The organism is Pseudomonas acericola (SeqCode) (assembly GCF_053456465.1).
The window spans coordinates 214,092-237,452 of record NZ_JBRFJB010000004.1 but is presented as its reverse complement, the minus strand read 5'-3'; the positions used below and the strand labels follow the sequence as shown (position 1 = coordinate 237,452).

Annotated in this window: 20 protein-coding genes; 15 read left to right on the top strand and 5 right to left on the bottom strand. The window is 62.2% G+C overall.

Annotation, left to right across the window (positions count from 1 at the left end; all coding sequences use genetic code 11):
- Window positions 1–43 precede the first annotated feature (43 nt).
- Window positions 44–1,309 (bottom strand): type VI secretion system-associated FHA domain protein TagH, encoded by a 1,266-nt coding sequence (tagH, locus tag ACU688_RS17315; protein WP_448185730.1) that lies wholly within the window; start codon window positions 1,307–1,309, stop codon window positions 44–46.
- A 394-nt stretch (window positions 1,310–1,703) separates the two neighbouring features.
- Between tagH and tssA the strand changes: the two genes are divergently transcribed.
- The 13 genes from tssA to ACU688_RS17250 all read left to right on the top strand — a co-directional run bounded on the left by tssA (window position 1,704) and on the right by ACU688_RS17250 (window position 19,305).
- Entirely contained in the window at window positions 1,704–2,714 is a 1,011-nt protein-coding gene (tssA, locus tag ACU688_RS17310; protein ID WP_448185729.1) for a type VI secretion system protein TssA, read from the top strand.
- Between the two features lie 54 nt (window positions 2,715–2,768).
- The gene (gene tssB / locus ACU688_RS17305; RefSeq protein WP_003195557.1) at window positions 2,769–3,275 is read left to right on the top strand and encodes a type VI secretion system contractile sheath small subunit; all 507 of its coding nucleotides are present in this window, start codon (window positions 2,769–2,771) and stop codon (window positions 3,273–3,275) included.
- A gap of 2 nt (window positions 3,276–3,277) precedes the next feature.
- Window positions 3,278–4,774, top strand: coding sequence for a type VI secretion system contractile sheath large subunit (tssC, locus tag ACU688_RS17300; protein ID WP_448185728.1), 1,497 nt, complete (start codon window positions 3,278–3,280; stop codon window positions 4,772–4,774).
- 172 nt (window positions 4,775–4,946) lie between these two features.
- Window positions 4,947–5,435: an Hcp family type VI secretion system effector gene (locus ACU688_RS17295; protein ID WP_017735732.1), complete on the top strand. Its 489-nt coding sequence runs from the start codon at window positions 4,947–4,949 to the stop codon at window positions 5,433–5,435.
- Window positions 5,436–5,513: 78 nt separating this feature from the next.
- The gene (gene tssE, locus ACU688_RS17290) at window positions 5,514–6,029 is read left to right on the top strand and encodes a type VI secretion system baseplate subunit TssE (protein ID WP_005792513.1); all 516 of its coding nucleotides are present in this window, start codon (window positions 5,514–5,516) and stop codon (window positions 6,027–6,029) included.
- Window positions 6,026–7,885 carry a type VI secretion system baseplate subunit TssF gene (gene tssF, locus ACU688_RS17285; protein ID WP_448185727.1) on the top strand — a complete coding sequence of 620 codons (1,860 nt, stop codon included), beginning with the start codon at window positions 6,026–6,028 and terminating at the stop codon, window positions 7,883–7,885. Before tssE ends, tssF begins: the two co-directional genes overlap by 4 nt.
- A complete protein-coding gene (tssG, locus tag ACU688_RS17280; protein ID WP_207040526.1) occupies window positions 7,849–8,892 on the top strand; it encodes a type VI secretion system baseplate subunit TssG in 1,044 nt (347 codons plus the stop codon). Before tssF ends, tssG begins: the two co-directional genes overlap by 37 nt.
- The gene (gene tssH, locus ACU688_RS17275) at window positions 8,885–11,545 is read left to right on the top strand and encodes a type VI secretion system ATPase TssH (protein ID WP_448185726.1); all 2,661 of its coding nucleotides are present in this window, start codon (window positions 8,885–8,887) and stop codon (window positions 11,543–11,545) included. The genes tssG and tssH overlap by 8 nt, the downstream gene beginning before the upstream one ends.
- 184 nt (window positions 11,546–11,729) lie before the next feature.
- Window positions 11,730–13,670: a type VI secretion system Vgr family protein gene (locus ACU688_RS17270; protein WP_448185725.1), complete on the top strand. Its 1,941-nt coding sequence runs from the start codon at window positions 11,730–11,732 to the stop codon at window positions 13,668–13,670.
- A 15-nt stretch (window positions 13,671–13,685) separates the two neighbouring features.
- Entirely contained in the window at window positions 13,686–14,117 is a 432-nt protein-coding gene (locus tag ACU688_RS17265) for a DcrB-related protein (RefSeq protein WP_448185724.1), read from the top strand.
- A gap of 12 nt (window positions 14,118–14,129) precedes the next feature.
- On the top strand, window positions 14,130–18,509 hold the full coding sequence (locus tag ACU688_RS17260) for an RHS repeat-associated core domain-containing protein (protein ID WP_448185723.1): 4,380 nt from the start codon (window positions 14,130–14,132) through the stop codon (window positions 18,507–18,509).
- On the top strand, window positions 18,506–18,934 hold the full coding sequence (locus ACU688_RS17255; RefSeq protein ID WP_448185722.1) for an SMI1/KNR4 family protein: 429 nt from the start codon (window positions 18,506–18,508) through the stop codon (window positions 18,932–18,934). Before ACU688_RS17260 ends, ACU688_RS17255 begins: the two co-directional genes overlap by 4 nt.
- A gap of 122 nt (window positions 18,935–19,056) precedes the next feature.
- The gene (locus ACU688_RS17250; RefSeq protein ID WP_448185721.1) at window positions 19,057–19,305 is read left to right on the top strand and encodes a hypothetical protein; all 249 of its coding nucleotides are present in this window, start codon (window positions 19,057–19,059) and stop codon (window positions 19,303–19,305) included.
- Window positions 19,306–19,402: 97 nt separating this feature from the next.
- Here the strand turns inward: ACU688_RS17250 and ACU688_RS17245 are convergent, their stop codons facing one another.
- From ACU688_RS17245 to ACU688_RS17235, 3 genes are all read right to left on the bottom strand, one after another.
- Window positions 19,403–19,678, bottom strand: a complete 276-nt coding sequence (locus tag ACU688_RS17245; protein ID WP_003213368.1) for an HU family DNA-binding protein — start codon at window positions 19,676–19,678, stop codon at window positions 19,403–19,405.
- Window positions 19,679–19,869: 191 nt separating this feature from the next.
- A complete protein-coding gene (locus tag ACU688_RS17240) occupies window positions 19,870–21,018 on the bottom strand; it encodes an NAD(P)/FAD-dependent oxidoreductase (RefSeq protein ID WP_448185720.1) in 1,149 nt (382 codons plus the stop codon).
- Between the two features lie 36 nt (window positions 21,019–21,054).
- Window positions 21,055–21,222 carry a rubredoxin gene (locus tag ACU688_RS17235; RefSeq protein WP_015886569.1) on the bottom strand — a complete coding sequence of 56 codons (168 nt, stop codon included), beginning with the start codon at window positions 21,220–21,222 and terminating at the stop codon, window positions 21,055–21,057.
- A gap of 196 nt (window positions 21,223–21,418) precedes the next feature.
- On the opposite strand from ACU688_RS17235, the gene ACU688_RS17230 reads away from it, so the two are divergent.
- Both ACU688_RS17230 and ubiA read left to right on the top strand, forming a co-directional pair.
- Window positions 21,419–21,982: a chorismate--pyruvate lyase family protein gene (locus ACU688_RS17230; RefSeq protein ID WP_448185719.1), complete on the top strand. Its 564-nt coding sequence runs from the start codon at window positions 21,419–21,421 to the stop codon at window positions 21,980–21,982.
- Window positions 21,982–22,872 carry a 4-hydroxybenzoate octaprenyltransferase gene (gene ubiA, locus ACU688_RS17225; RefSeq protein ID WP_124526954.1) on the top strand — a complete coding sequence of 297 codons (891 nt, stop codon included), beginning with the start codon at window positions 21,982–21,984 and terminating at the stop codon, window positions 22,870–22,872. Before ACU688_RS17230 ends, ubiA begins: the two co-directional genes overlap by 1 nt.
- Window positions 22,873–22,978: 106 nt before the next feature.
- On the opposite strand, the gene ACU688_RS17220 is transcribed toward ubiA, so the two are convergent.
- Window positions 22,979–23,356 carry a COG4315 family predicted lipoprotein gene (locus ACU688_RS17220; protein WP_207040308.1) on the bottom strand — a complete coding sequence of 126 codons (378 nt, stop codon included), beginning with the start codon at window positions 23,354–23,356 and terminating at the stop codon, window positions 22,979–22,981.
- Between the last annotated feature and the right edge of the window lie 5 nt (window positions 23,357–23,361).

Here is a 23,361-nt window from a genome sequence, read left to right as displayed (position 1 = left end):
AATGACGTACTTAGCTATCCGTTAAATCCATGTCGTGCGGTTTTTAGCGACGCTGTCGTGCGCTGTGGTCTTCGTAGGCGCGGCTGAATTCGCGGCCGAACAGGTCCTGGAAATCGTCCTGGGCCTCGCGGGAAATATTGCTGTAGAGCTCGGTGAACTGCTGCCAGTACTGGGCCTGGCGCGAACCGTTGAACAGGCTCGACAAGCCGCCGGGCTTGCCCATGCGCTCTTCCAGTTGCGCCGGCTCAAAGCGCGTGAGCAGGTGCTTGATCGCCGCTTCCACCCCGGCCATCACTGCCAGTTGGTGGGCGCGCAGGTCGTTGAAACTGTCACGCACGGCGGCATCCGGCGCCATAAACGCCTGGTTGCCGTGGCGAAGCAGCAGCAGTAACGCTTCGTCGGCGTTGGGGGCGAATTTCAACGGATTGTTTTCGGCGGGCTGGATCATCGTCTGCTGCATGCGGAACTCGCCCTTGAGGCTGGCGCGGGCACGCAACACGTCGATCAGGCCTTCGACCATCAGGCGGTAGCTGCGGCCGATGCTTTCCATCTGGGCGGCGGCGTCGGCGGTGTCCAGGCGCAGTTGGTCAAGGCCGGCACCGCGCAGGAAGGCTTGCAGCAGGTCGGCTTGGGGCGGGGTTTCGACCACCGGTGGCGGCTGGATAACCGGCGCAGCGACGGGCGCGGGTGCGTCGGCCAACAGGTCCCAGTCATCCGGGATCACCGACGCCGAGGCCACGGGTTTTTCGACGGCAACGGGGGTCGGCGGGCGGAAGTCGTGCTGCTCGCTGGGCACATGATCGGCCACGGTCGGCGGCGGTACGGCGCTGGGGCTGAGGAAGTCGAACAGGTCCGGCAGGGTGTCCATCGACGAGGCGCTCTGGAACTGCGGCGCGATCACCGGCTTGTTCGCCACGGCGCCCATCAGCGCTTCAAAACTGTTCGCTGCATCGGCGGCAAAGGGCTGGCTGTCGCTGGCCTGCACGTTGAAGTCGATACGCGCCTGGATCTCGTAATCACCGATGCGGATCAACTCGCCATGTTGCAGGGGCTCGCTGTTGCCCCGGCGCAGGCGAATACCGGCGTTCACCAACTCCACACCGTTGGTGCTGTTATCGGTTAAATAATAACGGCCATCTTTGTATTGAATAACGCAATGTTGCGAGGAGACGAGGCGCTCAGGGTCAGGCAATACCCAGTCATTATCTAAACTGCGGCCAATAGCCATCACGCCCTGATCCATGGACTTTTCGGCACATTGACCTGGGGTGATCTTGTGATAACTAGTGATAGTCAAACACAGCGACATCTTGCCTCCTTGCTGATACTTCGCGCGCGCTCTACTTCCTGGACGTTAGTTCCAGAAAGTCTCTCCATAAGGTCGTGCAACCCACCGTAAAACCTTGCAACACCCGCACAATTGCTGATCTTAACCGGGCTCCATGACAAAAATCCTGTCCCGGTACGTCGTTAGACCCACCAGTCGCGCAGAGTTGTTAAGCACCGCACATCTGTCACAGAGGGCGAATAGCTTACCTTGACAAGGCATAAGTACTACACCAAAAATGCACAACTTCTCAGATAGGCGTGATGGCACACTAGTGGCATCTTGCATATATGACCGAGAAAACATGCAAAGTTCCTCGCGCAACTAATGCATGCATTGCCCGCCATCTAACGGGCTGATAAGGAGATCAAATTCAGTGGATGTGCCGTTGCTGCTCGCCGCCGTTTCCGCGAATTCGCCGTGTGGCGAAGACATGGAATATGACGCGGACTTTCTTCAACTAGAGCGTGCCGCCAAGGGCCAACCCGAGCGCAGCATGGGCGACTCGATCCTGCCCGCTGAGCCACCGCAATGGCGCGACATCCAGCAGCAAAGCCTCGACTTGCTGCAGCGCAGCAAAGACCTGCGCATCACCCATTTCCTGCTGCAAAGTGCCCTCGCCCTCCAGGGTGTAGCCGGGCTGGCGCAAGCCCTCTCGTTGATCAACGCACTGCTGCGTGACTACTGGGCCGAGCTGCACCCGCGCCTGGACGCCGACGACGATAACGACCCCACCGTACGCATCAACGCCCTCACCGGCCTGACGTGCGACACGAACATCCGCCTGCTGCGCGAAAGCATCCTCACGCGCTCGCGCACCTTCGGCCCGGTGAGCCTGCGCGCGGCGCTGAACGCCAGCGGCTTGCAGTCGTTTGCCGATGAACAACTCGGCGCCCAGCAGCTCAACGCCGCGTTCCTCGACAGCGACCCCGAGCAATTGCAAGCCACCCGCGATGCGTTGAGCGCCGCGCGTGCGGCCTGCGAAGCCATCGAGCAACAGGTCAACGAACAGGTCGGTTCCGCCCAGGGCGTGGACCTCAGCGCCTTGAAGCAACCGCTCAAGCAAGCGTTGCAAATACTCAATCAAGCCGTACCCGGCAGCAGCGTTCCCGAGGCCGTCAGTGAAGACAATGCCCCCTCGGTCGAATCCGCCGCCGCCCCCGCAGCACCGCGCCCACTGGGCGATATCGCCAACCGCGATGACGTGCTGCGCAGCCTCGACAAAATCCTTGCGTACTACACCCGGCACGAGCCTTCGAGCCCGCTGCCGGTGCTGTTGAACCGGGCGAAGAACCTGGTGCACGCCGACTTTGCGGCGATCGTGCGCAATCTGATTCCCGACGGCATGTCCCAATTTGAAAACCTGCGCGGCCCGGACGGCGAGTAAACCGCCCGGCCGTGCAGTAACAACACCGTCGCTCAAGCGACCAGGAGCAGCAACGTGGCGAAGCAAAGTTCTCAGAAATTCATCGCGCGCAACCGCGCGCCTCGGGTGCAGATCGAGTACGACGTCGAGCTCTACGGCGCCGAGAAAAAGGTCCAGCTGCCCTTCGTGATGGGCGTGATGGCCGACCTCGCCGGCAAGCCCGCCGAGCCTCTGGCGCCGGTGGCGGATCGCAAGTTCCTCGAAGTGGACGTGGACAATTTCGACTCGCGCCTCAAGGCCATGCAGCCGCGCGTGGCGTTCCACGTACCCAACGAGCTGACCGGCGAAGGCAACCTGAGCCTGGATATCACCTTCGAAAGCATGGACGACTTCAGCCCGGCCGCCGTGGCCCGCAAAGTCGATTCGCTGAACCAGCTGCTCGAAGCCCGCACCCAACTGGCCAACTTGCTGACCTACATGGACGGCAAGACCGGCGCTGAAGAAATCATCATGAAGGCGATCAAGGACCCGGCATTGCTGCAAGCACTTGCCAGCGCGCCCAAGCCTGCAGGGGAGCAGTAATCATGAGTGACAATACCGCCCGCGAAGGCGCGCCGATCCTGGGCGCCACCGAGGAAGCCAGCGAGTTCGCCAACCTGCTGCTGCAAGAGTTCAAGCCCAAGACCGAGCGTGCCCGCGAAGCCGTGGAAACCGCCGTGCGCACCCTGGCTGAACAGGCTTTGGCGCAGACCGACCTGGTGTCCAACGACGCGATCAAGTCGATTGAATCGATCATCGCCGCCATCGACGCCAAGCTCACCGCCCAGGTCAACCAGATCATCCACCACCCGGATTTCCAGCAGCTGGAAAGCGCCTGGCGTGGCCTGCACTACCTGGTCAACAACACCGAGAGCGATGAGCAACTCAAGATCCGCGTGCTCAACATCGCCAAGCCGGACCTGCACAAGACCCTGAAGAAATTCAAGGGCACCGCGTGGGACCAGAGCCCGATCTTCAAGAAGATGTACGAAGAAGAATACGGCCAGTTCGGCGGCGAACCTTACGGCTGCCTGGTGGGCGACTACTACTTCGACCAGTCGCCACCGGACGTGGAACTGCTGGGCGAGTTGTCGAAAGTCTGCGCCGCCATGCACGCGCCGTTCATCGCTGCGGCTTCGCCGACCGTGATGGGCATGGGCTCGTGGCAAGAGCTGTCGAACCCGCGCGACCTGACCAAGATCTTCACCACCCCGGAATACGCCGGCTGGCGCTCCCTGCGTGAATCGGAAGATGCGCGCTACATCGGCCTGACCATGCCGCGCTTCCTCGCGCGCCTGCCGTACGGCGCCAAGACCGACCCGGTGGAAGCCTTCGCCTTCGAAGAAAACACCGACGGCGCCGACAGCTCCAAGTACACCTGGGCCAACGCCGCGTACGCGATGGCGGTGAACATCAACCGTTCGTTCAAGCACTACGGCTGGTGCTCGCGCATCCGTGGCGTGGAGTCCGGCGGTGAAGTGGAAAACCTGCCAGCCCACACGTTCCCGACCGATGACGGTGGCGTGGACATGAAGTGCCCGACCGAAATCGCCATCAGCGACCGCCGTGAAGCGGAGCTGGCGAAGAACGGTTTCATGCCGCTGCTGCACAAGAAAAACACCGACTTCGCCGCGTTCATCGGCGCGCAGTCGTTGCAGAAACCGGCCGAATACGACGACCCGGACGCCACCGCCAACGCCAACCTGGCCGCGCGCCTGCCGTACCTGTTCGCCACCTGCCGCTTCGCCCACTACTTGAAGTGCATCGTGCGCGACAAGATCGGTTCCTTCAAAGAGAAGGACGAGATGCAGCGCTGGTTGCAGGACTGGATCCTCAACTACGTGGACGGTGATCCGGCCCACTCCACCGAAACCACCAAGGCCCAGCACCCGTTGGCAGCGGCCGAAGTGATCGTGGAAGAAGTGGAAGGCAACCCGGGGTACTACAACTCCAAGTTCTACCTGCGCCCGCACTATCAGCTGGAAGGGCTGACCGTGTCGCTGCGTCTGGTATCGAAGCTGCCTTCGGCGAAATCCGCCTAAACCACAGATGAGCTAGCTCTTCTGTGGGAGCCGGGCTTGCCCGCGATGCAGGCACCGAGGTGTGTCAGTCACACCTCGGTGAGGCTATCGCAGGCAAGCCAGCTCCCACAGAAAAGCAAAGCCCCATTGGGCTTAAACAAATTTCGTGGCCCACGCCACACAGGGAGAAAACATGGCTGTTGATATTTTCATCAAGATCGGCGACATCAAGGGCGAGTCCATGGACAAGGCCCACAAGGACGAAATCGACGTGTTGAACTGGAGCTGGGGCATGGCCCAGTCCGGCAACATGCACGTGGGCGGTGGCGGCGGTGCAGGCAAGGTGAACATCCAGGACCTGTCGCTGACCAAGTACGTCGACAAGGCTTCGCCGAACCTGATGATGCACTGCGCCAGCGGCAAGCATATCGACAAGGTCAAGCTCACCGTGCGCAAGGCCGGCGGTGAAAGCCAGGTCGAGTACATGGTGATCAACCTGGAAGAAGTGCTGGTCACGTCCCTGAGCACCGGCGGTTCGGGTTCCGATGACCGCCTGACCGAGAACGTCACCCTGAACTTCGCCCAGGTGATGGTCGACTACCAGCCGCAGAAAGCCGACGGCACCAAAGACGGCGGCGCGATCAAGTTTGGCTGGAATATCCGTTCCAACACCAAGCGCTGATAGCCCTTGTGGCCGTGGCCCAGCGCCACGGCCTCAGTTCAATTGTCCCTCTCACAACCCGTCCGTGGAGCTGCTTTGGTGGTCACTGAAATCGCTTCCCGCGACCGTCTGCAACCGTCCCTGCTGGACCGGTTGACCGATGACGATCCAACCAATCCCAAGGAAAGCGCCGACAAACGCGTGCTGTCCCTGACCCAATTAAAAGCCTCGGTTCTGCGCGACCTGGCGTGGCTGCTCAACACCACGTCGTTGCTGGATGCCGATGCCACGCTGCACACCCCGGCCGGGACTTCGGTGGTCAATTACGGCCTGCCGGCGCTGGCGGGCAACAGTGTGTCCAGCGTCGATATCAAGGCCCTGGAAGCGTTGATCTACCAGGCCATCGCCACCTTTGAACCGCGCATCCTGCGCCACACCTTGCGGGTCAAAGCCCGCGTCGGCCATGGCGAGATGAACCACAACGCGCTGAGTTTCGAGATCGAAGGTGACCTGTGGGCGCAGCCGGTGCCGTTGCGCCTGTTGCTGCAAACCGACCTCGACCTGGAATCCGGCCACGTGCGCGTGGTCAATGCCGACCAGCGGAGACGCCCATGAACCCGCGCCTGCTGGAGCTGTACAACCAGGAACTGCACCACGTGCGCGAAAGCGCCGCCGAGTTCGCCAAGGAATACCCGAAGATCGCCAGTCGGCTGACCCTGTCCGGGATGGACTGCGCCGACCCGTACGTCGAACGTTTGCTCGAAGGCTTTGCCTACCTGACGGCCCGCGTGCAGCTCAAGCTCGACGCCGAATACCCGACCTTCACCCATAACCTGCTGGAAATCGCCTACCCGCACTACCTCGCGCCAACGCCGTCGATGACCGTGGTGCAATTGCAGACCGACCCGGACGAAGGCTCGTTGGCCAGCGGTTTCCCCCTGCCCCGCGACACCGTCCTGCGTGCCGCGTTGGGCCGCGAAACCCAGACCTGCTGCGAGTACCGCACCGCGCACCCGGTGACGTTGTGGCCGCTGCAAGTGAGCAACGCCGAGTACTTTGGCAACCCCGCCGCCGTGCTCGGGCGCCTGGCAGCCAGCGAACCGAAAGCCAAGGCCGGCCTGCGCCTGACCCTGCGCACCGGCGCCGAACTGCCGTTCAACAGCCTCGACCTGGACACCCTGCCGCTGTACCTCAGCGGCGCCGATGAGCAACCGTTTCGCCTCTACGAGCAACTGCTGGGCAATGCCTGCGCGGTCTTCGCACGCAAACCCGGTGGTGATTGGGTCGAGCGCCTGCCGCAAGACGCGCTGCGTTCCCGTGGTTTTGACGACGCCGACGCCGCCATGCCGGTGGTGGCGCGGGCGTTCCAGGGCTATCGCCTGTTGCAGGAATACTTCGCCCTGCCCCACCGCTATCTGTTCGTCGAGTTCGCCGAGCTGAGCCGCGCGGTCAAACGCTGCGACGGCCAGGAGCTGGAACTGATCGTGCTGTTCGACCGCCACGAGCCGAGCCTGGAAGGCAGCGTGGGTGCGGCGCAGTTCCTGCCGTTCTGCACGCCGGCGATCAACCTGTTCCCGAAACGCGTGGACCGTATCCACCTGTCCGACCGGGTCAACGAACACCATGTGATCGCCGACCGCACGCGGCCGATGGATTTCGAGATTCATTCATTGAGCGGCCTCACCGGCCATGGCACCGGGCCCGAGCAGCCGTTTTTGCCGTTCTACGCCGTGCGCGATCCGTCGCGTTATGGCCGCGACCAAGCGTATTACACGGTACGCCGCGAGCCCCGCGTGTTGTCCAGCGACCAGCGCCGCAACGGCCCGCGCTCCACCTATGTGGGCAGCGAAACCTTTGTCAGCCTGGTGGACAGCCGCCAGGCGCCGTACGGCCACGACCTGCGCCAACTCGGCGTCACCGCGCTGTGCACCAACCGCGACCTGCCGCTGTTCATGAGCGTGGGCAATGGCAAGACCGACTTCACCCTGGCCGACAGCGCCCCGGTGTTGGCCGTGCGTTGCGTCGCCGGGCCGAGTCGCCCGCGCGCCAGCCACGCCCACGACGCCAAAGCCTGGCGCCTGATCAGCCAGCTGTCGCTCAACTATTTGTCCCTGAGCGAACAAGGCCAGGGCGCCGGCGCATTGCGTGAACTGCTGCGCCTTTACGGCGACAGCAACGACGCGGCGTTGCAATTGCAGATCGAAGGCCTGCGCGAAGTCAGTAGCAAAGCCGTGACCCGCCGCCTGCCGATGCCCGGCCCGATTGTGTTTGGTCGCGGTTTGGAGATCACCCTGGAGTTCGATGAAAACGCCTTTCGCGGCACCGGCGTGTTCCTCCTCGGCGCGGTGCTGGAACGCTTCTTGGCGCGCTACGTGTCGATCAACAGCTTTACCGAAACGGTGATCCGCACCACCGAACGCGGCGAGATCATGCGCTGGAAAGCCAAGCCCGGGCGGCGGCCAACCCTGTGAAGACCCTGGACGCGATGCATCAGGAGCCCTGGGAATACGATTTCTTCCAGGCGCTGCGGCGGATCGAGTGCGAATCACCGGACCTGCCGCGCCTGGGCCATTCCCTGCGCCTGGCAGACGATCCGTTGCGCCTCGGCCAGCAGGCCGATTGCACCTTCGCCCCGGCCACGCTGGCCTCGGTCGATCCCGGCGGCGACGGTAAACCTGCGCGCCTGGAGCAGTTCTTCTTCGGCCTCGGCGGCCCCAACGGCCCGTTGCCGCTGCACATCACCGAGTACGTGCGCGAGCGTCAGCGCAACAACGCCGACAGCACCAGCAAGCAGTTCCTCGACGTGTTCCACCATCGCCTGCTCAGCCTGTTTTACCGGGCCTGGGCCGAGGCGCGGCCGACCGTCAGCCATGACCGCCCGCACGATGATTACTGGTCCGCACGCCTCGCCGCTTTAAGTGGCCGCGGCATGCCGAGCCTGTTGAACCAGGGCTTGATCCCCGACACCGCCAAGCTGCATTACAGCGGCCACCTGTCGGCGCAAACCCGCTACCCGGACGGTTTGAAGGCGATCCTCGGCGAGTACTTCGGCCTGCCGGTAGCGATTGAAGAGTACGTCGGCCAATGGCTGGAGCTGCCCGAACGCAGCCGCGTCGGCGTGAGCGCCAACCGCCTCGGCGTGGACTTTTGCCTGGGCAGCCATGTGTGGGACCGCCAGCATAAATTCCGCATCCGCCTCGGTCCGCTCAGCCTCGACGACTACATGGGCATGTTGCCCGGCCAACAACCGTTCAACGAGCTGGTGGCGTGGGTCGCCGAGTACCTGGGCCATGAACTGGACTGGGACTTGAACCTGGTTCTGCAACAACCCGAAGTACCGGCGCTGCAACTCAATGGGCAGTTCCGCCTGGGCTTCAACACCTGGCTCGGTCAGCCCGAGCGAGACGCCAACGACCTAATCCTGGCCCGGCATTACGCCGATCACGCCACCACCTCAAGGAATCCAGAGCATGGGTGAAATCAGTCGCGCCGCGCTGTTCGGCAAACTCAACAGCGTGGCCTACAAGGCCATCGAAGCCGCCACGGTGTTCTGCAAATTGCGCGGTAACCCGTATGTGGAATTGGCCCACTGGTTTCACCAGTTGCTGCAACTGCAGGACTCGGACCTGCACCGCATCATCCGCCAGTTCAACGTGGAACCGGCGCGCCTGGCCCGCGACCTCACCGAAGCCCTGGACCGCTTGCCGCGCGGCTCGACTTCGATTACCGACCTGTCGTCCCATGTGGAAGAAGCCGTGGAGCGCGGCTGGGTCTACGGCAGCCTGATGTTTGGCGAAAGCCAGGTGCGCACCGGCTACTTGGTGCTGGGCATCTTGAAGACGCCGAGCCTGCGCCATGCGCTGCTGGGCTTGTCCGCCGAGTTCGATAAGATCAAGGCCGAAGCCCTCAGCGAGCGTTTTGACGAATACGTCGGCGACTCACCGGAAAACGCCCTGAGCGCCAGCGACGGTTTTAATGCCGGTGTTCCCGGCGAAGCCAGCGGCGCCATGGCGCCGAGTGCCATGGGCAAGCAGGAAGCCCTCAAGCGCTTCACCGTTGACCTGACCGAACAGGCGCGCAGCGGCAAGCTCGACCCGATTGTCGGCCGCGATGAAGAGATCCGCCAACTGGTGGACATCCTCATGCGTCGCCGCCAGAACAACCCGATCCTCACCGGCGAAGCGGGCGTGGGCAAGACCGCCGTAGTCGAAGGCTTTGCCCTGCGCATCGTCGCCGGTGACGTGCCGCCAGCGCTCAAGGACGTGGAACTGCGCAGCCTGGACGTCGGCCTTTTGCAAGCCGGCGCGAGCATGAAAGGCGAGTTCGAACAGCGCCTGCGCCAGGTCATCGAAGATGTGCAGTCGTCGCCCAAGCCGATCATCCTGTTTATCGACGAAGCCCATACGTTGGTTGGTGCCGGTGGCGCTGCCGGCACGGGTGACGCGGCCAACCTGCTCAAGCCCGCGTTGGCCCGTGGCACCTTGCGTACCGTGGCCGCCACCACCTGGGCCGAGTACAAGAAACACATCGAGAAAGACCCGGCGCTGACCCGCCGTTTCCAGGTGGTGCAAGTCGCCGAACCGTCGGAAGACAAGGCGCTGCTGATGATGCGCGGCGTGGCCTCGACCATGGAAAAACACCATCAGGTGCAGATCCTCGACGAAGCCCTGGAAGCCTCGGTGAAGCTGTCCCACCGCTACATCCCCGCGCGCCAGTTGCCGGACAAATCCGTCAGCCTGTTGGACACCGCCTGCGCCCGCGTCGCCATCAGCCTGCACGCGGTGCCGGCGGAAGTGGACGACAGCCGCCGCCGCATCGAAGCGCTGGAAACCGAGCTGCAAATCATCGCCCGCGAGCATGCCATCGGCATTGCGATTGGTGCGCGCCAGACCAACACCGAAGCGTTGTTGAGCGCCGAACGTGAGCGTCTTGCCACCCTGGAAAGCCGCTGGGCCGAAGAAAAAGCCCTGGTGGACGAACTGCTCGCCACCCGCGCGACCCTGCGCGAAACCGCAGGCGTGGTCGACAGCGGCAACGATGAATTGCGCGCCCAACTGGTGGACCTGCAACAACGCCTCAGCGCCCTGCAAGGCGAAACCCCGCTGATCCTGCCCACCGTGGATTACCAGGCCGTGGCCTCGGTGGTCGCCGACTGGACCGGCATCCCGGTGGGCCGCATGGCGCGCAACGAACTGGAGACGGTGCTCAACCTCGACCAGCACCTGAAAAAACGCATCATCGGCCAGGACCATGCGTTGCAGATGATCGCCAAGCGCATCCAGACCTCTCGCGCCGGCCTCGACAACCCGAGCAAGCCGATTGGCGTGTTCATGCTGGCCGGCACCTCTGGCGTGGGCAAGACCGAAACCGCCTTGGCTCTGGCCGAAGCCATGTACGGCGGCGAGCAGAACGTCATCACCATCAACATGAGCGAGTTCCAGGAAGCCCACACCGTGTCGACCCTCAAGGGCGCGCCACCGGGTTACATCGGCTACGGCGAAGGCGGCGTGCTGACCGAAGCGGTAAGGCGCAAACCCTACAGCGTGGTGCTGCTGGACGAGGTGGAAAAAGCCCACCCGGACGTGCATGAGATCTTCTTCCAAGTGTTCGACAAAGGCGTGATGGAAGACGGCGAAGGCCGGGTGATCGACTTCAAGAACACCTTGATCCTGTTGACCACCAACGCCGGTACCGAGCTGATTTCCCGCGTGTGCAAAGACCCGGCGAACGTGCCAGAGCCGGAAGAGATCGCCAAGGCCTTGCGCCAGCCGCTGCTGGAAATTTTCCCACCCGCATTGCTCGGCCGTTTGGTGACGATCCCGTACTACCCGCTGAGCGACGAGATGCTCAAGGCGATCACCCGCCTGCAACTGAACCGCATCAAGAAGCGTGTGGAGAGCACCCACAAGGTGGCGTTCGACTACGACGACGCGGTGGTCGACCTGATCGTCTCGCGCTGCACCGAGACTGAGAGCGGCGGGCGCATGATCGATACGATCCTGACCAACAGTTTGCTGCCGGACATGAGCCGTGAATTCCTCACGCGCATGCTGGAGGGCAAGGCGTTGGCGGGGGTGCGGATCAGTAGTCGGGATAACGAATTGCACTACGCCTTCAGCGACAACGAATAAAGAAGGGTGGAATGCGGTCAGTGTGGGAGCTGGCTTGTGTGGGAGCTGGCTTGCCTGCGATAGCATCACCGCGGTGTGACTGACACACCGAGGTGCCTGCATCGCGGGCAAGCCAGCTCCCACACAAGCCAGCTCCCACATTTGATCCAGTTCCGTCAGTGAAAAAGGTATTACAGGACAACCGATGCTATTCAACCAAGCCTCACGCCTGGCCAAGATCACCAGCCCCCTCGGGCCGGATGTGCTGCTGCTCAATGCCATGGGCGGCGGTGAGGAGCTGGGCCGGCTGTTCACCTATGAGCTGCAACTGACGTCCCTGGACGCCAACATCGACCTCAACCAGTTGCTCGGCAAACCCATGAGCGTCGGCTTGCAACTGGCGGACGGCGGTGAGCGGCACTTCCACGGTATCGTCGCGCGGTGCAGCCAGGACATCGACCAGGGCCAGTTCGCCAGTTACCAGGTGGTACTGCGTCCGTGGTTCTGGCTGTTGAGTCGCACCTCGGACTGCCGGATTTTCCAGAACCTGAGCATCCCGCAGATCATCAAGCAGGTGTTTCGCGACCTCGGTTTTTCCGATTTCGAAGACGCCCTGAGCCGCCCGTACCGCGAGTGGGAATACTGCGTGCAGTACCGCGAGACCAGCTTCGATTTCGTCAGCCGCCTGATGGAACAGGAAGGCATCTACTACTTCTTCCGCCATGAACAGGACCGCCATGTGCTGGTGCTGGCCGACGCCTATGGCGCCCACACCACGGTGCCGGGCTACGCGTCGATCCCGTATTACCCCAAGGACGAGCAGCAGCGCGAACGCGACCATATGCACAACTGGCACCTGGCGCAGCAAGTGCAGCCGGGCTCGCTGGAGCTCAATGACTACGACTTCCAGCGCCCCAGCGCGAGCATCGACGTGCGATCGGCGATGCCGCGCCCGCACACCGCCGGCGACTATCCGCTGTACGACTACCCCGGCACCTACGTGCAAAGCCAGGACGGCGAACACTACGCGCGCACCCGCATCGAGGCCCTGCAAACCCTGCATGAACAGATCGAGTTCAGCGGCAATGCGCGGGGCCTGGGCTCGGGGCATTTGTTCAGCCTCACCGGCTTCAGTCGCCAGGACCAGAACCGCGAATACCTGATCGTCGGCATCCGCTACCACATCACCCAGGAGAGCCTGGAAAGCGGCGGCGGCTCGGGCGCGGCGCAGTTCAGCAGCAGCCTGAACTGCATCGATGCCCAGCAAAGCTTCCGCCCGCTGGCCAGCACCCATCGGCCCATCGTCAAAGGCCCGCAGACCGCGCTGGTGGTGGGGCCCAAGGGCGAGGAAATCTGGACCGACCAGTACGGCCGCGTGAAGGTGCACTTCTACTGGGACCGTCACGACCAATCCAACGAAAACAGCTCGTGCTGGATTCGGGTGTCGCAATCCTGGGCCGGCAAGAACTGGGGTTCGATGCAGATCCCACGAATCGGCCAAGAAGTGATTGTGAGTTTTCTTGAGGGCGATCCCGACCGCCCGATCATCACCGGGCGCGTGTACAACGCCGAGCAGGCCGTGCCTTACGACTTACCGGAAAACGCCACGCAAAGCGGTATGAAAAGCCGCTCCAGCAAGGGCGGCACGCCAGCCAACTTCAATGAAATCCGCATGGAGGACAAGAAGGGCTTGGAGCAGTTGTACATCCATGCCGAGCGCAACCAGGACATCGTGGTGGAGGTGGATGAAAGCCATTCGGTGGGGCATGACCGCAACAAGAGCATCGGCCACAACGAGACGGTGACCATCGGCAACAACCGCCTGCGCATCGTCAAGCAGGAAGACATCCTCTCGGTGGGCCAGCGCAAGACCGACAGCATCAGCCAGAGCTACGTCATCGAAGTGGGCGAAAACCTGCGCCTGGTCTGCGGTGAAAGCATCCTGGAGTTGAACGCCAGCGGGCAGATCAACCTGACGGGCGTGCAGATCAGCTTCTACGCCAGCGGCGATGCCGAGTTCAACACCGGCGGCGTGCTGCACCTGAACAACGGCGGCGGCGCGGGCGCGACCCCCGATGGCCAGGGCGTGAAAGCCAGCATCGACGCCAATATCAACGCCGCGTTTCCAACGCCTAAAAGCTCCTGACGAGACCTGTTTTCCATGACGTACCGAATCAACGAATTCCAGTTCCAACTGCCGGCCGCCGAGTTGCAGGACGCGACGATCAATATCCTCAAGTTCCCCGAGTTGGGCACCTCCTTGATCATCAGCCGCAGCTTGCTGGCCGAGGGCGAAACCCTGCACGGCAACTTCGCCGACCAACTCAAGCGCCTGGAACAACAGGTGCAGGATCTGCGCTGCCAGCCGAGCACTGTCGTGCGTTTGGGCGCGGCGCAAGAGATCGAAGGCATCGAGTTGCGCAGCCAGTTCAACAAGGGCAATGACAAGGTGTTCCAGTACCAATTGGCGCTGGTGTTGCCGGGCACGCGCAAGATGCTCGCGTTGAGCTATGTGAAGGCCGAAAAGCTCGGCGATGCCGAGGCGGCGCACTGGGCATTGATCAAAAACTCATTGTCGTTCGACGCCCTGTGATGAGCCGCCTGCATGTCTGACGCACTTTGGGCGGCCCGCATGGGCGACGCCCTCGCCCACACTTCGATGATGGCCGACATCCTCGGCGGTGTGCTGGAGGTGGCGGCCAATATTGCGATCACCGCCGTGGCAACCGCTGCGGTGGTGGCCGCCACCGGCATCACCGTGGCCACAGGCGGGCTTGGCTGCTTCCTGCTGGGCGCGGTGGTGGGCACGATTGTCGGGCTGGCCATGAGCAAGACGGGGGCGGACAAAGGCCTGTCGAATTTATGCGAGAGCTTTAGCAACGCCCTGTTTCCGCCCACGGTGCAGGCGAACATTCTCACCGGTTCCACCAACACCCTGACCAATAACATCCCCGCCGCGCGCGCTGCCGGGGCGATCAGCTCCCACGTCGCGCCGGCCGGCACCGAGCTGGAAGAACCCGCGCCAGAGCCCGGTTACCTGGACATGGCCGAGAGTTTCTTCTCGCAGATGTGGCGCCCCACCGTCGCCACGCCAGCGCCAGGCGCGGTGCCCAAACCGCTGGACCTGGTGGTGTGCATGAAGCACCCGCCCATGCCGCCGCAGTTTCTGGCCGAGGGCTCGGACAAGGTCACGGTCAACGGCCAGCCGGCGGTGCGCAGCGGTGACCGCAGTACGTGCGATGCGACGGTGGTGTCGTCGGGGCTGATCTCCTCCAACGTGACGATTGGCGGCGGTTCGGTGGTGGTGCGTGAGATTCGCAGCGGCAAGACCCCGGGCGTCGGGCTGGCGGTGACGGCGCTGTTGATGCTCAAGGGTGGCAAGGGCAAGTTCTTCAGCAAGCTGCCGTGCATGCTGATCAGCGGCGCGACGTCGATGGCCGTCAGCAGCGCGATGGGGGCGATGGCGAATGCGGCGATGGGTTCGCCGAACCCCGTCCACGCCGCCACGGGCGCGAAAGTGTTGGGGGGTGTCGAAGAACTGGATTTTGTACTGCCCGGCATCCTGCCGATTGCCTGGCAACGGGCCTACAACAGCCGCGATGAACGCTCGGGCAGCCTGTTCGGCAAAGGCTGGAGCGTGGCTTATGAAGTGTGCGTCGAGAGCCTGCCCCATCCCGGTGGCGGTGAGACATTGGTCTACACCGACGAGCAGGGTCGGCCGATCGACATGGGCTCGATTCCTTTGGGCGGCGCGGTATTCAGCGCCGGTGAAGGGCTCGCGGTGCGCCGCCACCTCAATGGGCAGTTGCTGATCGAAAGCGACGATGGCCTGTACCGCTTGTTCGAGCCTACGGCCAACCCGTCGCGGCTGCGCCTGAGCCAACTGGGTGATCGTAACGACAACCGTATCTACCTCGACTACGACGAAGCCGGGCATCTGGTACGGCTGCGCGATACGTTCGATCTGGTGCAGGTTGAGCTGATGCGTGAGCAAGGCCAATTGGCACGTATCGAGCGGGTGTATCCCGATCAACGCCGGGAAGTGTTGGTCAGCTACGCCTACGACATGGCCGGGAGCCTGGCTGAAGTGCGCGACGCGACCAGCCAGGTGCAACGCCGCTTTGCCTACGACAACGGCCAGCGGATGGTCGAACATCAACTGCCCACCGGGTTGCGCTGCTTCTATGAGTGGGCATGCGTTGAAAACCTGGAATGGCGTGTGGTCCGGCATTGGACCGATGAAGGCGACGCTTACCAGTTCGACTATGACTTGCAGGCCGGTCTCACGCGCATCACCGATGGCTTGCAGCGCGTCAGCACCCGTTTGTGGAACACGCAGCACCAGATCATCCAGTACAGCGACAACCTCGGCCAGACCTGGCTGTTCGAGTGGAACGACGAACGCCAATTGCTCAGCGCCACCGATCCGCAGGGCGGGCGCTACGAATACAGCTATGACGAAGCCGGGAATCTGATCGGCGAGAGTGACCCGTTGGGGCGCAGTGATTCGACGTTGTGGCTGGAACATTGGGCGTTGCCGCAGGTGGAAACCGACGCGGCCGACAACAGCTGGCAGTATCGCTACGACCCGCGTGGCAACTGCATCGCCGAAACCGATCCGCTGGGCTACGTCACCCGCTACCGCTATGACGACCATGGCCAACCGGTGGAAATCATCGACGCCACCGGCAAGATTAAAAAACTGCGCTGGAACCCGTTCGGGCAGTTGGTGGAACACGTTGATTGCTCGGGCTATCCAACCCGCTTTGGCTACGACGCGCGCGGCAACTTGCAGGTGATCACTGACGCCCTCGGCGAGCGCACCTTGTTCAGCTATGACGCCCATGGCCGCCTGCTCGGCAGCCAACTGCCGGACGGGCGCACCGAGCAGTACCAGCGTGACGTCAGTGGGCAACTGGTGGGTTACACCGACCCGGCCGGGCACACCACGCTCTATCAACACAACCGTCGCGGCCAGGTCCGCCAGCGTACCGACGCCCACGGCCGACAGGTGCAGTTCGGTTATGACAGCTATGGGCGGCTGCAAGCGCTGATCAACGAAAACGGTGAGCGCTACCGGTTTGCCTGGGATGCCGGGGACAGGCTGACAGAACAGCAAGACCTCGACGGCAGCGCCAAGCGTTACGGTTACGACCCACTGAACAATGTGATCGCAGTGACCGCTGTTCCGGCCCCTCACGGCAACGGTCTGGCGGTAGTCCCCGAAACCCCGCCCGCCCCCATCGTCCATGCGCTGGAACGCGATGCAGTTGGCCGCCTGATCGCCAAGACTACCGACGATGGCCGTAGCGACTACGCCTACGATGCGGTGGATCAACTCACCGCCGTGACCTTCACCGACGTGAACGGCAACACCCAAGCCTTGGGCTTTGCCTACGATGCCCTCGGCCAACTGCTGTGCGAACAAAGCGCAGCGGGCGACCTGAACCACCATTACGACGAGCTGGGCAACCTGGTCCAGAGCCAACTACCCGACGGTCGCTGGCTCAATCGCCTGCGCTACGGCAGCGGCCACCTGCACCAGATCAACCTCGACGGCCAGGTCATCAGCGACTTCGAACGCGATCGCCTGCACCGCGAAGTGCTGCGCACCCAAGGCCAGCTCAATACCCGCAGTGAATACGACCGCAGCGGCCGCCTGCGCGCGCGCCAACGCCGCCACGCCAGCCAGCCGTCCCTGCTGCCCGCTGCGGCGCAAAAGCAGTTCGAGTACGACCCTGCCGATAACCTGATCGGCAAGCTCGACCAGCAACCCGCCGCGCAACATCGCCAACTGCTGCATTACGACGCCACCGGCCGCATCATCGCCAGCCAGGACAGCCTGCACGGCCAGCGCGAAACCTTCGCCTACGACGCCGCCGCCAACCTGCTCGACGGCCCGCAGGCGGGCGCCGGGTTGGTGGTGCATAACAAACTGCTGACCTATCAGGACAAGCGCTATCGCTACGATGCGTTCGGCCGCACGATTGAAAAACGCAGCGCCGCGCGGGGCGTGCAACGCTTTGCCTATGATGCTGAAAGCCGACTGATCGAAGTACGCAATGACAACGGCAGCGTGGTCAGAATGGCCTACGACCCGTTGGGCCGGCGTATCGGGAAAACCGAACACGGCAGCGATGGCTATCCGCTGGGGGAAACGCGGTTCGTGTGGGATGGCCTGCGGTTGTTGCAGGAGCACAGGCACAGCCAGACCAGTCTGTATGTCTATCAGGACGAAGGCTACGAACCCTTGGCCCGCGTTGACGGCACGGGGCCGTTGCAGAAGATCCGCTACTACCATAATGACCTGAATGGGTTGCCGGAACAGCTCACCGAAGCGGATGGGCATGACGTCTGGCGGGCGACTTATCGGGTGTGGGGCAACACGCTGGAGGAAGTGCGCGAGCCGTATTACATCGAGGAACAGAACCTGCGGTTTCAGGGGCAGTATCTGGACCGGGAGACGGGGCTGCATTTCAATACGTTCAGATTTTATGATCCGGATGTGGGGCGGTTTACTACGCCGGATCCGATTGGGTTGGCGGGGGGGATGAATGCCTACACCTACTCACCCAATCCAATATCTTGGTTTGACCCTCTGGGGTTAACACCCGTTACATTTACAGATAGCCGTGGACTGACGCTAACAGTCAACGGCTACACAGACCTGAGTCATTTGACCCCTTCCGAACTGAAGACTGTGATTTTCATGAACGGACCTGAAGCACCTCATCCATTCGGAAAATCACCTGTTGATAAGCGCCGAAATACGATTGTGCTGCATCATGACAAACAGCAAACGCAAGGACCTCTCAGCGCAATGCCCGACAAGCATCATGGCAGCCCTGAACACAACGCGGCGCAACATCCGAACGGCAACAAGAAGGGAACAGGTATCACAAACCGGGCAGCGTTCAACCTTTGGAAAAAAGAGTTCTGGACGTCCCAAGCCAAAAAAGCTCTGAAAGGCGGATGCATGAAATGAAAGAAGACCTGTTGAAAAAAATAAGCGCCCTATTCAGCACTCAGGATGGCCTTTGTGGACAACCCGCAACCGATGCTGAGATCAATGCAGCTGAAAAAAAACTTAACGTTAAATTCAATGAGCAATACGTTGAGTTCATCAAGCTCTTTGGTGGTGCGTTCGGTGGCATCGACATTCACGCATTCCAGAACGGGTCACTGATCGGCAAAGCGACCGTTACCGAGATGACGGAGAAATTCTGGAGTGTCTACGCTGACAAACTTCCAGAGAACTTAGTCGGGGCTGTAGTGATTTCAGACGATGGCTCAGGAAACCCGATCCTGATCAACACAGCGGGAGAAATCTATATCTACTTCCACGAAGAAGATGAAGCGGAGCTTTTGTATGACTCGCTTGAAGCGTTGCTGACACAGTCTTTCCCGTAAAACCCCGGGATAAATGCGGGATAAACGGGACTGATTTATTTACCATCTACCGATCTTTACAGCCCAAATAAATCCGTCCCCTTTTATCGGGCGGTGGTAAGCCAGTTATCGCTGTGACCGACATGCCAGGCACACCGGTATTGGCGAGCTACGATGCCGTAGCACCGTTCAAGATTGCCGACTCTCTCGCTGACTTCCTTCTCGCGTTCGCCAAGACTGTCGAGATCGTCCATGGAAAATTCGACATCTTTGATATCTACAATGACGACGATGAGCTTTCCAGCAAGTTCGTGAAGTTACTCAACAAGGAGGTCAGCCCGTTGTTGGGCGCAGACAATTACGCACGCTTTTTTGACTACTTCTACGGCTGAGGCAAGGCCAGCAGACAGCCACAAAAAATGGGCACCCGACGCAGTCGGCGTGCCCATTTTTTCTACCACCCCGCCTCCCTTCGAGGCGATACCGCTCTTACGGGTTGACGCTGTCTTTGAGCGACTTACCCGGCTTGAACGCAACGGTGTTGCTGGCCTTGATCTTCACCGGCTCGCCGGTTTGCGGGTTCTTGCCGGTGCGGGCGCCGCGATGGCGTTGCAGGAAGGTGCCGAAGCCAACCAGGGTGACGCTGTCCTTGCGGTGCAGGGCGCCGGTGATTTCTTCGAGAACGGCGTTGAGGACGCGGTTGGCCTGTTCTTTGGTGAGATCCGCTTTTTCAGCGATGGCGGCTGCGAGTTCTGGTTTACGCATGAGTGAAGCCTCTTTGACGGTTTTTTGTTGTTATGTCCGTGCTGCTCTCTAACGGAGCAGCGCCCAAGGCGCCGCAGGCTCTACTCTGCGGCAGACGGGAGTGAGGATGGCATGCCCTCCGACGCTGCGCCAGTGTCGCGGCGACCTTTCTGGGGGTAGGAACGTGCTGATTCCGACAGAACGACCGCTATTTACGCCAGCAACGGTGGAAGTTCTTTGTTCAGGGCCAGTTTGTCCATGACAGCGCCGCCGGTCAGCGCGTAACCCAGCAAGCGACCGCTGGTATCGCGGCACAGGGCCTTGATATCGGCGCCCTGCCCCTCGACGCTCCACACGCCTTCGCTGCCCCGTGGCGGCGGCGACACCACCAGCGGGCAGATCGGGGTTTTCACGGTGATGGGCATCGGCCCGTAGCTGACCGCCGTCGCATTGCCGGCCAACGTCTGGGCCAGGGCGCGGGCGCAGCTCATCAGTGGCATCACGTACAGCAGGTTCAAGCCATCGACCTCGGCGCAATCGCCCAGGGCGTAGATATTCGCGTGGGAGGTCTTGAGGTGGCGGTCGACCGTGACCCCGCGGCTGGTCTGCAAACCGGCAGCGGCAGCGAGGTCGACCCGTGGACGCAGGCCGATGGCCGAGACCACCAGGTCGCAGTGGATCACTTCGCCGTCCGACAGATGCGCTTCCAGGCCATCAGCGCTGCGCTGCAAGCGGTTGAGCACCGGGCCCAGGTGGAAACGCGCGCCGAGGCCTTCCAGGCCAGCCTGGACCGCAGCGGCAGCGGCCGGATGCAGCAGGGTTGGCATGACTTGCTCGCACGGTGCCACCAGGTCGATCTCGTAGCCGCCGAGGATCAGGTCGTTGGCGAACTCGCAACCGATCAGGCCGGCACCGAGCAGCAGCACGCGGCGCTTGCCGGCCGCTGCAGCGCGAAAGCGCGCGTAGTCTTCCAGGTCATTGATCGGGAAAATCAGCTCAGCCGCATCGCCTTCCACCGGTACGCGCACGGTTTCGGCGCCCCAGGCCAGGATCAGGTCGCGATAGGCCACCGCCTCCTCGCCGATCCACAGCCGCTTGTGGCCCGGGTCGATGCCGCTGATGCGGGTGTGGGTGCGCACTTCGGCCTTGAGTTGCTCGGCCATGGCGCCAGGTTCAGCCATGCTCAGGCCATCGGCGTCCTTGTTCTTGCCAAAACCGGTGGAGAGCATGGGCTTGGAGTAGGAGCGGCCGTCATCCGCAGTGATCAGCAGCAATGGGGTCTCGCTGTCGAGCTTGCGAAACTCCCGGGCCAGGTTGTAGCCGGCCAATCCGGTGCCGATGATCACGACAGGTGCGTTCATTCCCTTCTCCTTGTAGTACGTTTCTTTGCTTAAAAATTAACCGATTTCGATCATTTCGAAATCCATTTTGCCCACGCCGCAGTCCGGGCACAGCCAGTCTTCCGGGACGTCTTCCCAACGGGTGCCAGGCAGGATTCCGTCATCCGGCCAGCCGTCTTTCTCGTCGTAGATCAGGCCGCAAACTACACATTGCCACTTCTTCATTACTTGCTTCCTCAGGGTCCAGGCAGGTTGGCCGACGGTCGATAGATCCCGCGTTGCCGTACGGCTCAGGGCGTTTTGTACTGATCGGGGCGTGCAGATGCAAGCATGATCGACGCAAACGGCGACCCCACCCCGGCAAAAGGCCAGGGTGCCATGGTAAGCTCGCCGCCTCTTTTGCTGCCAATATTGACTCACCGTGCCGCACTCAATCGCCCTTCCCGATGCTTGCCAATGGCTGACCCAGAGCCTTCTGCGCCCAATGCCTGCGCCCCTGGCCGTCAATTGGCTGTTCAACGAAGACTCGCTGACGCGCCGGCTGACGTGGCTGTCCCGGGACGGTTTCAGCGTGACGCCGCTGTTCGAAGGCTGGCAGCCGCTGCGGGACGACGAATGCGCCGCCCTGGGGCTCGCCCCGGCCACCGTCGGTTGGGTGCGCGAAGTGTATTTGCGCGGCCAAGGCCAGCCCTGGGTGTTTGCCCGCAGCGTAGCGTCGCGCAGTGCGTTGCAAGGTGATGGGCTGCACATGGATGAACTGGGCAGCCGCTCCCTGGGCGAGTTGCTGTTCTGCGACCAGGCGTTCACCCGCCAGGCGATCGAGGTGTGCCATTACCCGCGCCACTGGCTGCCAACCGCCGATCAGGCCGACGGGCTGTGGGGCCGCCGCTCGCGTTTCGATCGCGGGGCCTTGAGCGTATTGGTCGCGGAAATCTTCTTGCCGAGCTTCTGGCATGCCTTGCATGCCCACCCGGAGAACTGCTGATGTATCAACGTCTGCTCAAGTCCTTGAACCACCTGAACCCCAGGGCGTGGGATTTCATCCAGTTGACGCGAATGGACAAGCCGATCGGCATCTACCTGCTGCTGTGGCCGACGTTGTGGGCGTTGTGGATCGCCGGCAAGGGCTCGCCGTCCCTGCTCAACATCGTGATTTTCGTGCTCGGCGTGGTGCTCACCCGTGCCGGCGGCTGCGTGATCAATGACTGGGCCGACCGCAAGGTCGATGGCCATGTGAAGCGCACCGAGCAGCGCCCGCTGGTGAGCGGCAAGATCAGCTCGAAAGAGGCCCTGGTGTTTTTCGCCGTGCTGATGGGCATCAGTTTCCTGCTGGTGCTGCTGACCAACGCCAGCACCATCCTGCTGTCCCTCGGCGGCCTAGCGCTGGCGGCGAGCTACCCGTTCATGAAGCGCTACACCTATTACCCGCAGGTGGTGTTGGGTGCGGCGTTTTCCTGGGGCATGCCGATGGCGTTTACCGCCGAGACCGGCAGCCTGCCTGCCACTGCGTGGCTGCTGTATATCGCCAACCTGCTGTGGACGGTGGGTTATGACACCTATTACGCCATGACCGACCGCGACGACGACTTGAAGATCGGCGTGAAGTCCACGGCCATCCTGTTTGGCGATGCGGACCGCGTGATCATCCTGACCCTGCAAGGGCTGGCGCTGGTATGCCTGTTGCTGGCGGGCGCGCGGTTTGAGCTGGGGGGCTGGTTCCACTTGGGATTGGTTGCAGCGGCGGGCTGTTTTGCCTGGGAGTTCTGGTATACGCGGGACAGGGATCGGATGAAGTGCTTTAAGGCGTTCCTGCACAACCATTGGGCAGGGTTGGCGATTTTTGTCGGGATTGTGTTGGATTACGGGTTGCGGTGATTGTTCTGACGCCATCGCGGGCAAGCCCGCTCCCACAGTTTGAATTGCGAACACCTTCAAATGTGGGAGCGGGCTTGCCCGCGATGCTTTTAGCCGCGCCGAGGGCTCAAGGTTTGATGACGTGCCACGCCCCACCCTTGCCATCCCCGGCCTTGTCCCCAGCCTTCATGTCATCCTTATAGGTGTACACCGGCTTGCCTTTGTAAGCCCACTGGCTGGTCTGGTCATCGCGGGTGATCACGGTCCAATCGCCCATCGGTTTGTCGGTGGACTCAGCCTTCAGCGGCGGCCAGTTCGTCGCGCACTGGTCCTTGCACACGGACTTGCCGTCGGCATCCTTGTCGAAGGTGTAGAGCGTCATCCCTTTGTGATCCACCAACATCCCGTCTTTCGTCATTGCCGGGTCCATCGCGAAGGCCAGGGTCGGCAGCGTCAACGCTGCCGTTACCAACAGGGCTTTCCAGGAAACAGTACGGTAAGTCATCGGAA